General features: G+C 71.1%; 13 protein-coding genes. 11 read left to right on the forward strand and 2 right to left on the reverse strand.

Going from position 1 to position 14,103, the window contains the following annotated elements; all coding sequences use genetic code 11:
• Positions 1–11 precede the first annotated feature (11 nt).
• Together thrS and ABH941_RS03230 are read left to right on the forward strand one after the other, a co-directional pair.
• On the forward strand, positions 12–1,985 hold the full coding sequence (thrS, locus tag ABH941_RS03225) for a threonine--tRNA ligase (protein ID WP_370126973.1): 1,974 nt from the start codon (positions 12–14) through the stop codon (positions 1,983–1,985).
• Between the two features lie 62 nt (positions 1,986–2,047).
• Positions 2,048–2,608 (forward strand): HIT domain-containing protein, encoded by a 561-nt coding sequence (locus ABH941_RS03230; RefSeq protein WP_370126974.1) that lies wholly within the window; start codon positions 2,048–2,050, stop codon positions 2,606–2,608.
• 13 nt (positions 2,609–2,621) lie between these two features.
• Here ABH941_RS03230 and ABH941_RS03235 read toward each other — a convergent pair whose 3' ends face one another.
• Together ABH941_RS03235 and ABH941_RS03240 are read right to left on the reverse strand one after the other, a co-directional pair.
• A complete protein-coding gene (locus tag ABH941_RS03235) occupies positions 2,622–4,235 on the reverse strand; it encodes a hypothetical protein (protein WP_370126975.1) in 1,614 nt (537 codons plus the stop codon).
• 140 nt (positions 4,236–4,375) lie between these two features.
• Positions 4,376–6,586: an elongation factor G-like protein EF-G2 gene (locus ABH941_RS03240; protein WP_370126976.1), complete on the reverse strand. Its 2,211-nt coding sequence runs from the start codon at positions 6,584–6,586 to the stop codon at positions 4,376–4,378.
• Positions 6,587–6,858: 272 nt separating this feature from the next.
• Between ABH941_RS03240 and pgsA the strand changes: the two genes are divergently transcribed.
• From pgsA to ruvA, 9 genes are all read left to right on the forward strand, one after another.
• Positions 6,859–7,509, forward strand: coding sequence for a phosphatidylinositol phosphate synthase (gene pgsA, locus ABH941_RS03245; protein ID WP_370126977.1), 651 nt, complete (start codon positions 6,859–6,861; stop codon positions 7,507–7,509).
• The gene (locus tag ABH941_RS03250) at positions 7,506–8,450 is read left to right on the forward strand and encodes a phosphatidylinositol mannoside acyltransferase (RefSeq protein WP_370126978.1); all 945 of its coding nucleotides are present in this window, start codon (positions 7,506–7,508) and stop codon (positions 8,448–8,450) included. The genes pgsA and ABH941_RS03250 overlap by 4 nt, the downstream gene beginning before the upstream one ends.
• Positions 8,447–9,628, forward strand: coding sequence for a glycosyltransferase family 4 protein (locus ABH941_RS03255; RefSeq protein ID WP_370126979.1), 1,182 nt, complete (start codon positions 8,447–8,449; stop codon positions 9,626–9,628). The genes ABH941_RS03250 and ABH941_RS03255 overlap by 4 nt, the downstream gene beginning before the upstream one ends.
• A 32-nt stretch (positions 9,629–9,660) precedes the next feature.
• Complete coding sequence (locus ABH941_RS03260; RefSeq protein WP_133997444.1) at positions 9,661–10,197, forward strand: hypothetical protein; 537 nt, start codon at positions 9,661–9,663, stop codon at positions 10,195–10,197.
• Positions 10,198–10,344: 147 nt separating this feature from the next.
• Positions 10,345–11,259, forward strand: coding sequence for a pyridoxal 5'-phosphate synthase lyase subunit PdxS (pdxS, locus tag ABH941_RS03265; protein WP_133997441.1), 915 nt, complete (start codon positions 10,345–10,347; stop codon positions 11,257–11,259).
• 83 nt (positions 11,260–11,342) lie between these two features.
• Positions 11,343–11,942 carry a pyridoxal 5'-phosphate synthase glutaminase subunit PdxT gene (gene pdxT, locus ABH941_RS03270; protein ID WP_370126980.1) on the forward strand — a complete coding sequence of 200 codons (600 nt, stop codon included), beginning with the start codon at positions 11,343–11,345 and terminating at the stop codon, positions 11,940–11,942.
• A 101-nt stretch (positions 11,943–12,043) separates the two neighbouring features.
• Positions 12,044–12,805, forward strand: coding sequence for a YebC/PmpR family DNA-binding transcriptional regulator (locus ABH941_RS03275; protein WP_133997435.1), 762 nt, complete (start codon positions 12,044–12,046; stop codon positions 12,803–12,805).
• A gap of 131 nt (positions 12,806–12,936) precedes the next feature.
• Positions 12,937–13,479 carry a crossover junction endodeoxyribonuclease RuvC gene (gene ruvC / locus ABH941_RS03280; protein ID WP_370126981.1) on the forward strand — a complete coding sequence of 181 codons (543 nt, stop codon included), beginning with the start codon at positions 12,937–12,939 and terminating at the stop codon, positions 13,477–13,479.
• Positions 13,476–14,093: a Holliday junction branch migration protein RuvA gene (ruvA, locus tag ABH941_RS03285; RefSeq protein ID WP_370126982.1), complete on the forward strand. Its 618-nt coding sequence runs from the start codon at positions 13,476–13,478 to the stop codon at positions 14,091–14,093. Before ruvC ends, ruvA begins: the two co-directional genes overlap by 4 nt.
• Positions 14,094–14,103: the final 10 nt, after the last annotated feature.

A 14,103-nucleotide genomic window follows, 5' to 3' on the forward strand; every position in this document is an offset into this window, starting at 1 on the left:
AGGAGAGTCCGGTGTCGGACGTCCGTGTGGTCATCAGTCGCGAACCCGATCGGGAAGAGCGTGTGGTGACGACGGGCACTACGGCGGCGGAGCTGTTCCCCGGCGAGCGCGCCGTCATCGCCGCCCGCATCGGCGGCGAGCTGCGCGACCTGGCCCAGGTGCTGGCCGACGGCGACGAGGTCGAGCCGGTCACCATCGACAGCCCGGACGGCCTGTCGATCCTGCGCCACTCCACCGCCCACGTCATGGCCCAGGCCGTGCAGGAGATCTTCCCCGAGGCCAAGCTCGGCATCGGCCCGCCGGTCAAGGACGGCTTCTACTACGACTTCGACGTCGACAAGCCGTTCACCCCCGAGGACCTCAAGGCCGTCGAGAAGAAGATGCAGGAGATCATCAAGCGGGGGCAGAAGTTCTCCCGCCGGGTGGTCACCGACGAGGCGGCGCGCGAGGAACTCGCGAACGAGCCCTACAAGCTGGAGCTGATCGGCCTCAAGGGCGGCGCCAGCAGCGAGGACGGCTCCGACGTCGAGGTGGGCGGCGGCGAGCTGACCATCTACGACAACCTGGACCCCAAGAGCGGCGAGCTGTGCTGGAAGGACCTCTGCCGCGGCCCGCACCTGCCCTCGACCCGCATCCCGGCGTTCAAGCTGATGCGCAACGCGGCGGCGTACTGGCGCGGCAGCGAGAAGAACCCCATGCTGCAACGGATCTACGGGACCGCCTGGGCGACCAAGGACGACCTCAAGGCGCACCTGGACTTCCTGGAGGAGGCCGCCAAGCGCGACCACCGCAAGCTGGGCCATGAGCTGGACCTGTTCTCCAACCCGGACGAGATCGGTTCCGGCCTGGCCGTGTTCCACCCGCGCGGCGGCGTGATGCGCCGGGCCATGGAGGACTACTCGCGCAAGCGGCACGAGGAGGCGAACTACGAGTTCGTCTACACCCCGCACGCCACCAAGGGCGCCCTGTTCGAGAAGTCCGGCCACCTGGACTGGTACGCCGACGGCATGTACCCGCCCATGCAGCTCGACGAGGGCGTGGACTACTACCTCAAGCCCATGAACTGCCCGATGCACAACCTGATCTTCGACGCCCGCGGCCGCTCCTACCGTGAACTGCCTTTGCGCTTGTTCGAGTTCGGCACGGTCTACCGCTACGAGAAGTCCGGCGTGGTGCACGGCCTGACCCGTTCCCGCGGCTTCACCCAGGACGACGCGCACATCTACTGCGCCAAGGAGCAGATGGGCGAGGAACTGGACAACCTGCTCACCTTCGTCCTGGACCTGCTGCGCGACTACGGCCTGACCGACTTCTTCCTGGAGCTCTCCACCAAGGACCCGGAGAAGTTCGTCGGCTCGGACGAGGTCTGGGAGGAGGCGACCGAGATCCTCCGCACGGCCGCCGAGAAGCAGGGTCTCCCGCTGGTCCCCGACCCGGGCGGCGCGGCGTTCTACGGCCCCAAGATCTCCGTCCAGGTGAAGGACGCCATCGGCCGCAGCTGGCAGATGTCCACCATCCAGGTCGACTTCAACCTCCCGGAGCGCTTCGACCTGCAGTACACGGCCGCGGACGGCTCACGCCAGCGGCCGGTCATGATCCACCGGGCGCTGTTCGGTTCGATCGAGCGGTTCTTCGCCGTGCTGCTGGAGCACTACGCCGGCGCGATGCCGCCGTGGCTCTCCCCGGTCCAGGCCGTCGGCATCCCGATCGGCGACGCCCACGTGGACTACCTCAGGGAGTTCGCCGCCGAGGCGAAGGCCAAGGGGCTGCGGGTCGAGGTCGACGCCTCCAGCGACCGGATGCAGAAGAAGATCAGGAACCAGCAGAAGCTGAAGGTCCCGTTCATGGTGATCGTCGGCGACGACGACATGGCCGCCGGCACGGTCTCCTTCCGCTACCGCAACGGCGAACAGAAGAACGGCATCCCGCGTGCCGAGGCGCTGGCCGAGATCGTCGACGCGGTGGAGCGCCGGATCCAGGTGTGAGGTAACGCCGAGGGGCGGGCTCGGACCTGAGCCCGCCCCTCGGAGCCTGCGCGTCAGCGCCTATGCTGATCGCTATGACGACGGAGCCGGAGCAGCAGAACGGGGCGGGCGAGCCGGACGCTTTCGGCCGCCTGTGGACCCCTCACCGGATGGCCTACATCAAGGGTGAGAACAAGCCGACCGGCCCCGAGCCCACCGACGGCTGCCCCTTCTGCGCGATCCCGGCGATGTCGGACGAGGACGGCCTGATCCTCCGTCGGCTGGACCACGCCTATGCGGTGCTGAACCTGTACCCGTACAACTCCGGGCATCTGATGGCCGTCCCGTACCGGCACGTCGCCGACTACACGGATCTCACCCCGGAGGAGACCGCCGACGTCGCCGCGCTCACCAAGCAGGCGATGACCGCGCTGCGGGCCGTGTCGGGCGCCCAGGGCTTCAACCTCGGGATGAATCAGGGCTCGGTGGCGGGCGCCGGCATCGCCGCGCATCTGCACCAGCATGTGGTGCCCCGCTGGGGCGGGGACACCAACTTCATGCCGGTCATCGGCCAGACCCGGGTGCTGCCGCAGCTCCTCGCGGAGACCCGGAAGATGCTCGCCGACGCCTGGCCGGAGGCCTGACCCGGCAGGCGGCTCAGTCGGCGTCGTAGACGTCGGCCTTGGAGGCGCGTGTGCTCTGGACCTCGGCCCCGAGCACGCCGGAGCGGTTCTTGAAGCGGTCGACCTCGATGTCGTGCTCCTCCAGGAACTCCATCGTCGCCTTGTGCACGGCGCGCAGCACCGGTGTGGCGACCCGGAGGGCGTCGTCGGCCATGAACCGGTCCCTCCAGGGCGGGACCGCCCAGGCGTGCCGTAGGCCGAAGGGTTCGGGGAGCTTGAGCGGGCCACCGAGCCAGTCGAGGATGGGTTCACCCCACGGCCAGGTGAACGGAGCGCGCAGGGTGAGCCGCACGACCTCGTCGGCGGCGACTATCGGCAGTTGCTTGGTGCGCTCCTCCCAGGGCCTGCCGGGCCGGGGCACCTGGATCTCGGCCCGCGAGGCCTTCTTGTTGAACATCGGCGCCATCGGGCCCAGGGCGTGGCCGGTGACCTCGACCCGCAGGGTGTCGTGCAGCAGGGTGACCGTGACCAGCAGGGTTATCACCAACTGGCCGCCCCACAGCACGAACTGGACGCCCAGGTAGTGCCGGGGCCCGCGGCCGAACTGCTGCTTGTTGGCGAGTTCGGTCATGGCCGAGTTGCGGTAACGATAGCCGTCCATGACGGCGCCGGTGGGGCGGCTGATCTCGTCGGCACTTTCCGGTATCGACATGACCACCCAGTGGCTGACCCGCATGTCCGGGATGCCGTTCTCGGCCGGCATGGTCGACCTGGACAACTGCTTGAGCCGGTCCTCGATCCGTCGCAGCACGTCCCAGGGGTGGAAGGTCCGTATATCGGCGATGCCTTCCGCCGGGTCGATCTGCTCGGCGAGGTGCCAGGAGCCCCAGCGCTTGCCCAGCCCGAGTATGCCCTTGGTCCCGGCGTAGTGCAGGATGTTGGTCTCCTGCTCCATCTCCAGGGTCTCCAGCGCCTTCTTGAGCTCCTCGGCCCTGGTGTCCTGCGGGCCCATCGGCACGATCTCCGGGATGACCGGACCCAGGCCGCTGCCGTCCAGCACTTCGTTCCAGCGCAGCCGCAACTGCTCCGCAGTGCGCAGGCAGATCCGGTAGGCGATGAACCATCCCAGCACCGGGGCCGGCATCATGACGCGCACATAGAGCCCGGCCCAGCCGGCGGCGAACGGCCGCCATACCAGCAGGACCGCGAGCAGCCCCGCCACGGTGAGGGCGGCGCCGCCGTAGAGGGAGCGTCGCGCGGGGGCGCTGATGTCGCGGATCTTGAAGGCGGCCAGCCAGATCAGCGTGCCCGGGAGGAAGAGCAGGCCGGCCACGACCGCGACCGCGGTGAGCTTGCGGTCCCGTTCATGGCGGATCTTCTCCGCCTCCAGGCAATGCTCGACCACCCGCCGCGGGTCGGCGCCGTAGGAGGGGACCAGTGGTTTGCGGCCCTTGCCGGTGGTGCGCTTGATCACCGCACGACACACTGCTTCACCCATGGTGGGGATGAAGAGCCCGTGCCGTCCCTTCTTGTGCGTGACGCCGTCCACCTTGTCGAGGAGGTCGGTGAGCGGCCCGTCCCGGTACGCGAGGGAGGCGAGTGACTCGGTGGCTGCGAAGTTGAGCGATTCGCGCGGGACATCCGGCACTGTGGTCCCCTCCCGACAGCCGTATACACAGTGTTCCCCAAGCCTGGCTGATCATCCGCTGAACGCATGTCAGAAGACCTGGCTGCCAGCGTATCGCCGTCGATCATCGCCCGTCAGCCCATTGCGGATCACTCCCGCGCTCACCCGTGCGTATCAGCCAGGGCCTTGGCCGCCACCCCCTCCGGCATGGCCTCGTGGCGGACGTAGGCGCGGGTGAAGTCGCCCGCGCCGTGGGAGAGCGAGCGCAGGTCCACGGCGTAGCGGACGATCTCCAACTCCGGTACCTCGGCCCGCACCAGGGTTCGTCCGGTGCCGACCGGCTCGGTGCCCTGGACCCGGCCCCGGCGGCCGGAGAGGTCGCTGAGCACCGCGCCCACGTACTCGTCCGGCACCAGCACCCGGACCTCGGTCACGGGTTCCAGCAGCCGGACGCCGGCGGTGCCGGCGGCCTCGCGCAGGGCCAGTGCTCCGGCGGTCTGGAAGGCGGCGTCGGAGGAGTCCACCGAGTGGGCCTTGCCGTCGACCAGGGTGACCCTGACGTCCACGACCGGGTACCCGGCGCTGACGCCGCGCAGCAGTTGGGCCCGGACGCCCTTCTCGACGGAGGGGATGAACTGCCGGGGCACGGCGCCGCCGACGACCCGGTCGACGAACTCGAAGCCGCTGCCCGGCGGCAGCGGTTCCACGTCGATCTCGCAGATGGCGAACTGGCCGTGGCCGCCGGACTGCTTGACGTGCCGTCCGCGCCCGTGGCCGGGCCCGGCGAAGGTCTCCCGCAGCGGGACGGTGTAGGGGACGGGGTCGACCTGGACGCCGTGGCGGCTGCGCAGCCGCTCCAGCAGCAGGTCGGCGTGGGCCTCGCCGAGGCACCACAGCACCAGCTGGTGGGTGTCCGGGTTCTGTTCGAGGCGCAGGGTGGGGTCCTCGGCGGTGATCCGGCCCAGGCTCTGCGAGAGCTTGTCCTCGTCGGCCTTGCTGTGGGCCTCGACGGCCACCGGCAGCAGCGGGTCGGGCATCGCCCAGGGGGCGACCAGCAGCGGGTCGGCGGGCGCGGACAGGGTGTCGCCGGTCTGCGCCGAGGCCAGTTTGGCGATGCAGACGATGTCCCCGGCGACGGCCTGGTCGACGCCGCGCTGGGTGCGGCCGAAGGGCGAGGAGAGGGCGCCGATCCGCTCGTCCGCGTCGTGGTCGTCCGTGCCCCGGTCGGCCATGCCGTGGCCGGAGACGTGCACCGGCTGGTCGGGGCGCAGCGTCCCGGAGAAGACCCGGACCAGGCTGAGCCTGCCGACGTAGGGGTCGCCGCTGGTCTTCACCACCTCGGCGGCCAGCGGTCCTTCGGGGTCGCAGGCCAGCGCCGGGCGGGGGCGGCCGTCGGGGGTGGTGGCCGCCGGCGGCAGGTGCTCGGCGGGGGAGGGGAAGGCGGAGCTGATGAGTTCCAGCAGCTCGGCGCTGCCCAGGCCGGCCTTGGAGCCGTCGGCGGGTGGGGCGGAGGCCAGCACCGGGTGGAAGGCGCCCCGGGCGACGGCGCGTTCCAGGTCGTCGATGAGGGTCTTGGTGTCGATGGTCTCGCCGGAGAGGTAGCGGTCCATCAGGGCCTCGTCCTCGCTCTCGGCGATGACGGCCTCGATCAGCCGGTCCCTGGCCGCGGCGGCGGCCTCGCCCAGGGCCTGGTCGGGGGTGTGCTCGGTGCGCTGTCCGCTGCCGTAGTCGAAGCAGCTGCCGCTGAGCAGGCCGAGCAGTCCGGAGATCCTGGGGGTGCCGTCGGGGCCGGCCGGGCCGCGGTTCAGCGGCAGGTAGAGCGGCAGCACGGCTTCCGGGTTGTCCCCGCCGAAGGCCTCCCGGCAGAGTTCGACGGTGGCGTTGAAGTCGGCCTGCGGGGCGTCCAGCTTGGTGACGACCAGGGCGCGGGGCATGGCGACGGCGGCGCACTCCTCCCACAGCATCCGGGTGGCGCCCTCGATGCCGTCGGTGGCGGGGACGACGAACAGGGCGGCGTCGGCGGCGCGCAGCCCGGCGCGCAGCTCGCCCACGAAGTCGGCGTAGCCGGGGGTGTCCAGCAGGTTGATCCGCACGCCGGCGTGGACCAGCGGGACCAGGGAGAGCTGGACCGAGCGCTGCTGGCGGTGCTCGATCTCGTCGTAGTCGGAGACGGTGGTGCCGTCCTGTACGCGTCCGGCCCGGGTCAGCGCGCCGGTGGCGAGCGCGAGGGTCTCGGTGAGGGTGGTCTTGCCTGCGCCACTGTGGCCGACCAGCACGACGTTACGGATCAGATCCGGCCGGCTGCGCTGGTACTGGTCGGCCGCCGGACCCCTGCCGGGGCCTCCCGATGCTGCTGTCGTCCTGTCACCCATCGTCCTCTCCTATCGCTGGAGGCTGCGTTGTTGCCGCGAAGATCGCGTTGCGTCGACTGAAAGTCACCCGCGGTGATGGTGAGCTTGGCACCGCAACCGGCCGAGGTCCATAGCTCCCGCACGGGCGGCGTGCCCGCGCCCGGCGTGCGGACCGCGCCCGGATAGCATGGGCCCGCCCGCCGGTGGCCGCCGTGAGAGAGTCGCCCCGGGACGGCCGGATCCCGGTCGGACCAGTGCCGGAACAGAGCCAGATCGGAGCGGTCGGAAGGCCCATGCTCAACAAATACGCGCGAGCTTTCTTCACGCGGGTGCTCACCCCCTTCGCGGCGTACCTGCTGCGCATCGGTGTCAGCCCGGACATGGTCACCCTGGTGGGGACGGCCGGGGTGGTCGCCGGTGCGCTGGTGTTCTTCCCCCAGGGCAGCTTCTTCTGGGGCACCATCGTGATCACCGCCTTCGTCTTCTCCGACCTGGTCGACGGCACCATGGCCCGCCAGTCCGGTACCTCCAGCGTATGGGGCGCGTTCCTGGATTCCACCCTGGACCGGGTCGCGGATTCGGCGGTCTTCGGCGGCATCGCGATGTGGTACGCGGGGAGCGGCGACAATCTGGTGCTGTGCGCGGTGGCGCTGTTCTGCCTGGCCAGCGGCCAGGTGGTGTCGTACACCAAGGCGCGGGCCGAGAGCCTGGGCCTGAAGTGCGACGTCTCGGGCCTGGTCGAGCGGGCCGAGCGGCTGGTGGTGACCCTGGTCGCGGCCGGGCTGGCGGGACTGCACGGGTTCGGCGTGCCCTACATCGACTGGCTGCTGCCGATCGCGCTGTGGCTGATCGCGGTGGGTAGTCTGATCACCGCACTGCAGCGGATCCTGACGGTGCGCCGCGAGGCCGCCGAGGCGATCGCGGCCGGGGGAGGGCAACTGTGAGCGGACTCGGTGACCAGCTGACCTACGGCGCCTACGCGGCGGGCTGGGGGGCGGTGAAGCGGCTGCCCGAGTCGGTGGCCAACGGGCTGTTCCGGCGGATCGCGGACCTCGCCTGGAAGCGCCGCGGCAAGGGCGTGCTGCGGTTGGAGTCCAATCTGCGCCGGGTCCGGCCGGAGGCGTCCGAGGCCGAGATCGCCGAGCTGGGCCGGGCCGGGATGCGCAACTACCTGCGCTACTGGTGCGAGTCGTTCCGGATGCCGGTGTGGAGCAGGGAGCGGATCGCCGCCTCGTTCGAGCCCGAGTTCATCGAGCGCCTGGACGAGGCGATGGCGTCCGGCCGCGGTGCGGTGCTGGCGCTGCCGCACATGGGCAACTGGGACCTGGCCGGGGCCTGGGTGGTGGTGCGCGGCTATCCGTTCAGTACCGTCGCCGAGCGGTTGAAGCCGGAGAAGCTGTTCGACCGCTTCGTGGCCTACCGCGAGGGCCTGGGGATGGAGGTGCTGCCACTGACCGGCGGCGCCAACACCCTGGCCACGCTGGCGAAGCGGCTGCGTTCCGGCGGTCTGGTGTGCCTGGTCGGCGACCGGGATCTGTCGGCCTCCGGCGTCGACGTCAGCTTCATGGGCGAGGCGGCGCGGATGCCGGCCGGCCCCGCCGTACTGGCGGCGCAGACCGGGGCGGCGCTGCTGCCGGTGACGCTCTGGTACGACGGCACCCCGGTGATGAAGGGCCGGGTGCACGAGGAGGTGCCGGTCCCGGAGGACGGCGGCAAGCGGGAGAAGGCCGCGGCGATGACGCAGGCGCTCGCCGACGTGTGGTCCGAGGGCGTGCGCGAGCACCCGGAGGACTGGCACATGCTGCAGCGCTTCTGGCTGGCCGACCTCGACCCCGACCGGGCCCCCGCCGCGGTCGAGCAGCCGACGGCGGAGGCTTCCCGGTGAGGATCGGAATCGTCTGCCCCTACGCCTGGGACGTCCCCGGCGGGGTGCAGTTCCATGTCAGGGACCTGGCCGAGCACCTGATCCGGCTGGGCCACGAGGTCTCGGTGCTGGCCCCGGCCGACGACGACACCCCGGTGCCGCCGTACGTGGTGCCGGCCGGACGCGCCGTCCCGGTCCCCTACAACGGCTCGGTGGCCCGGCTGACCTTCGGGTTCCTCTCCGCCGCGCGGGTGCGCCGCTGGCTGCACGACGGCTCCTTCGACGTGCTGCACATCCATGAGCCGGTCACCCCGAGCCTGTCGCTGCTGACCTGCTGGGCCGCCAGCGGTCCGATCGTGGCGACCTTCCACACCTCCAACCCGCGCTCCCGGGCCATGGTCGCCGCCGAGCCGATCATGCAGCCCGCGCTGGAGAAGATCAGCGCCCGGATCGCGGTCAGCGAGTACGCCCGGCGCACCCTGGTCGAGCACTTCGGCGGGGACGCCGTGGTCATCCCCAACGGCGTCGACGTCGGCTTCTTCGCCCGCGCCGAGCCCCGGCCGGAGTGGAGCGGCGCGGACGTCGCCGACGGCGGCACCATCGGCTTCGTCGGCCGGATCAACGAGCCGCGCAAGGGCCTGCCGACGCTGCTGGAGGCGCTGCCGCGGATCATCGCGGCCCGCCCCGGGGTGCGGCTGCTGGTGGCCGGCCGGGGCGACGAGGAGGAGGCGGTCAAGGGCCTTCCGGCCGAGGTCCGGGCCAGGATCGAGTTCCTCGGCATGGTCAGCGACGAGGAGAAGGCCGCGCTGCTGCGCAGCGTCGACCTCTATGTCGCGCCCAACACCGGCGGCGAGAGCTTCGGCATCATCCTGGTCGAGGCCATGTCCGCGAGCGCCCCGGTGCTGGCCAGCGACCTGGACGCGTTCCGCCAGGTGCTCGACGGCGGTGCGGCCGGTGAGCTGTTCCCGGTGGAGAACGCCGAGGCGCTCGCCGACGCGGCGATCCGGCTGCTGGGCGACCCGGAGCGGCTTGCCGAGCTGCGCGAGGCCGGCTCCCGGCATGTGCGCCGCTTCGACTGGGAGACTGTCGGGGCCGACATCCTCTCCGTCTACGAGACGGTCACCACCGGAGCGGCCGCCATGGTCAGCGAGGACCCGGGCGGCGGCTGGCGGGCCCGACTGGGGCTGGCGCGGGACTAGAGCCCTCGGCGGAACCTCTAAAGTGACCCTTCGTGAGCATCTGGATCTGGGTCGCCCTCGCCGTTGTCCTCGTCGGTCTCTACCTCAGCTGGACCGCGGGGCGGCTGGACCGCCTGCACGCGCGGATCGACGCCGCGCGGGCCGGCCTCGACGCGCAGTTGCTGCGCCGCGCCTCGGCGACGCTGGAGCTCTCGACCTCCACCCTGCTGGACCCGGCCGCCTCCGTGGTGCTCTACCAGGCGGCGCACGCGGCGCGGACCGCGCCTGAGGAGCGCCGGGAGCTCGCCGAGAGCGAGCTGAGCCAGGCGCTGCGGGCGGTCTTCGCCGAGCCCGAGCAGGTCAAGGAGTTGCGCGCGCTGGTCGGCGGCGCGGAGTACGTGGTCGAGCTCAGCTCGTCGGTGCGCCGGGTCCCGATGGCCCGCACCTTCCACAACGACTCGGTCCGCGCCGCCCGGGCGGTGCGACGGCACCGGATCGTGCGGATCTTCCGGCTGGCCGGCTACGCCCCCTTCCCGCAGACCTTCGAGATGGACGACGCGGCCCCCCAGGTACTGGTCGCGCCGGCCTGATCGCGTGCCAGGCGGGTGCCGTGCGGGTGCCACGACGGAGTGTGTGATCTGCGTCCGATGGACCCGGTGGAGCAATCGGTTAGGGTCGAAGCGGGCCTACCATGGGCTTGTCGCACCACTGCTCCGCTTTCTTCAGTGAGGTCTTTCGTGTCCACCAACACTCCCGCCCCCACCGACCAGCCCTCGGTCGGCACCGCCCGCGTCAAGCGCGGTATGGCCGAGCAGCTCAAGGGCGGCGTGATCATGGACGTCGTCAACGCCGAGCAGGCGAAGATCGCCGAGGATGCCGGTGCCGTCGCGGTGATGGCGCTGGAGCGGGTCCCGGCCGACATTCGCAAGGACGGCGGCGTCGCGCGGATGTCCGACCCCAACATGATCGAGGAGATCATCGAGGCCGTCTCCATCCCGGTCATGGCCAAGTCCCGGATCGGTCACTTCGTCGAGGCCCAGGTGCTGCAGGCGCTCGGCGTCGACTACATCGACGAGTCCGAGGTGCTCACCCCGGCCGACGAGGTGAACCACTCCGACAAGTTCGCCTTCACCACCCCCTTCGTCTGCGGCGCCACCAACCTCGGTGAGGCGCTGCGCCGGATCGCCGAGGGCGCGGCGATGATCCGCTCCAAGGGCGAGGCCGGCACCGGCAACGTGGTCGAGGCCGTCCGCCACCTGCGCCAGATCAAGAACGAGATCGCCCGGCTGCGCGGCTACGACAACAACGAGCTCTACGCCGCCGCCAAGGAGCTGCGCGCCCCGTACGAGCTGGTCAAGGAGGTCGCCGAGCTCGGCAAGCTCCCGGTGGTGCTGTTCTCCGCCGGTGGCGTGGCCACCCCCGCCGACGCCGCGCTGATGCGCCAGCTCGGCGCCGAGGGCGTCTTCGTCGGCTCCGGCATCTTCAAGTCCGGCGACCCGGCCAAGCGCGCCGCCGCGATCGTCAAGGCCACCACCTTCTTCGACGACCCGAAGATCATCGCGGACGCCTCCCGCAACCTGGGCGAGGCCATGGTCGGCATCAACTGCGACACCCTGCCCGAGACCGAGCGGTACGCCAACCGCGGCTGGTAGTCGGCAGGTTCGGTGGGGAGCGCGGGCCTGACGGCCAGCGCTCCCCCTTCGGTTTCCCATCCTTCGCGAAGAGGTTCTGCACTGTGACCAGTTCTCCCGTAGTCGGCGTCCTCGCCCTCCAGGGTGATGTGCGCGAGCACGCCATGGCCCTGGCCGAGGCGGACGCGGTGGCCCGTCCGATCCGCCGCCCAGAGGAGCTGGCGGAGGTCGACGCCCTGGTCATCCCCGGCGGCGAGTCCACCACCATGTCCAAACTGGCGCTGCTGTTCGGGCTGATGCAGCCGCTGCGGGAGCGGGTCGCGGCCGGCATGCCGGTCTACGGCTCCTGCGCCGGCATGATCATGCTGGCCGACAAGATCCTGGACGGCCGGGACGACCAGGAGACCGTCGGCGGCATAGACATGGTGGTGCGCCGCAACGCCTTCGGTCGGCAGAACGAGTCCTTCGAGCAGGCCATCGAGGTGCGCGGTCTGGACGGCGGCCCTGTGCACGGCGTGTTCATCCGCGCGCCCTGGGTCGAGTCGGTGGGCGAGGGCGTCGAGGTGCTCGCCGCGCTGGCCGGCGAGCGGATCGTGGCGGTGCGTCAGGGTAGTCTGCTGGCCACCTCGTTCCACCCGGAACTGACCGGCGACCACCGGGTGCACCGGTACTTCGTGGACATGGTCCGTGCCCAGCCGCTGTAACACTTCGGGGGGCGACCCCCGGACCCCCGGTCGTGACGCCGGGTAACGGTAGGATCTCGTCTGTTGTTCGTTTCTCTGGTGTTGTCTTAAGGAGCTACTCGATGTCCGGCCACTCCAAGTGGGCTACCACCAAGCACAAGAAGGCCGCCATCGACGCGAAGCGCGGCAAGCTCTTCGCGAAGATGATCAAGAACATCGAGGTGGCTGCCCGCACCGGCGGCGGCGACCCGGCCGGCAACCCGACGCTCTACGACGCCATCCAGAAGGCGAAGCGCAGCTCGGTGCCGATCGACAACATCAACCGTGCCGTCAAGCGCGGGTCGGGCGCCGAGGCCGGCGGAGCCGACTACGCCACCATCATGTACGAGGGCTACGGCCCCAACGGCGTCGCCGTGCTGATCGAGTGCCTCACCGACAACCGCAACCGCGCCGCCTCCGACGTGCGCGTGGCGATGACCCGCAACGGCGGCTCGATGGCCGACCCGGGCTCGGTGTCGTACATGTTCAACCGCAAGGGCGTCGTGGTCGTCCCCAAGGGCGACAAGCTCGACGAGGACACCGTGATGGAGGCCGTCCTCGACGCCGGCGCCGAGGAGGTCAACGACCTGGGCGACACCTTCGAGGTGCTCAGCGAGGCCACCGACATGGTCGCGGTCCGCACCGCGCTGCAGGACGCCGGCATCGAGTACGACTCGGCCGACGCCAACTTCGTCCCCAGCGTCCAGGTCGAGCTGGACGCCGACGGCGCCCGCAAGATCTTCAAGCTGATCGACGCGCTGGAGGACAGCGACGACGTCCAGAACGTCTTCGCCAACTTCGACCTCTCCGCCGAGGTCGTCGCCGAGCTCGACGAGGACGAGTAGTCCCGTCGGAAGCTGCCACCGCCGCCCGGCGCCTCTGCGGTAGCCGGGCGGCGGCATGTCCGGGCTCGTGTTGTCGGTGGCTACCGATAGCCTCACCAGCAACCATCCGTTCGAGGCGAAGGACAGCAGCTGTGCGCGTTCTCGGAGTCGACCCCGGTCTGACCCGCTGCGGGGTGGGCGTGGTCGACGGCGCGCCGGGGCGTCCGCTGCACATGGTCGCCTGCGGCGTCGTCCGTACCCCGGCCGAGCTGGACGTCGCCCACCGGCTGCTGCGGATCGAGGAGGGCCTGGAGCTCTGGTTCGACCAGCACCAGCCCGAACTCGTGGCCGTGGAGCGGGTGTTCGCCCAGCACAACGTCCGCACCGTGATGGGCACCGCCCAGGCCAGCGCGGTGGCCATGCTCTGCGCCACCCGTCGCGGCATCCCGGTCACCCTGCACACCCCCAGCGAGGTCAAGGCCGCGATCAGCGGCAACGGCCGCGCCGACAAGGCCCAGGTCGGCGCCATGGTCACCCGGCTGCTGCGGCTGGACGCGCCGCCCAAACCGGCCGACGCCGCCGACGCCCTGGCCCTGGCCATCTGTCACATCTGGCGCGGAGCCGCCACCGACCGCATCGCCGCAGCCGTCGCGACTGCCCGCGCCCGACCCTCAGTCAAGGAGTACCGCCGATGATCGCCTTCGTCAGTGGCCCGGTGGCCGCCCTCGGCCCGGCCTCGGCCGTCATCGAGGTCGGCGGCGTCGGCATGCTGGTCCAGTGCGCACCCGCGGTGCTGGCCGGACTGAAGGTCGGCGAGCACGGCCGGCTGGCCACCTCCCTGGTGGTGCGGGAGGACTCGCTCACCCTCTACGGCTTCGCCGACGACGACGAGCGCACCACCTTCGAGCTGCTGCAGACCGCCAGCGGCATCGGCCCCAAGGTCGCCCAGGCCATGCTCGCGGTGCACCGGCCCGACGCGCTGCGGATCGCGGTCCAGCGCGGCGACGTCAAAACTCTCACCGCCGTCCCCGGCATCGGCCCCAAGGGTGCGCAGAAGCTGCTCATCGAGCTCAAGGACAAGCTGGGCGCGCCCACCGGCGCGGTCCCGGCCCAGCAGCACGCGGTGCTCTCCTCCGGCCCGGCGCCCTGGCAGGACCAGCTGCACGCCGCCCTGGTCGGCCTGGGCTTCGCCCCGCGCGAGGCCGAGGACGCGGTAGCCGCGGTCGCCCCCGAGGCCGAGACCCAGGAGAAGACCGACGTCTCCGCCCTGCTCCGCAGCGCCCTCCGTACCCGCAACCGCACCCGCTGAGGAGCAGCCC

The sequence above is a fragment of the Streptacidiphilus sp. EB103A genome (assembly GCF_041261405.1).
In the GTDB taxonomy this organism is placed as follows: domain Bacteria; phylum Actinomycetota; class Actinomycetes; order Streptomycetales; family Streptomycetaceae; genus Streptacidiphilus.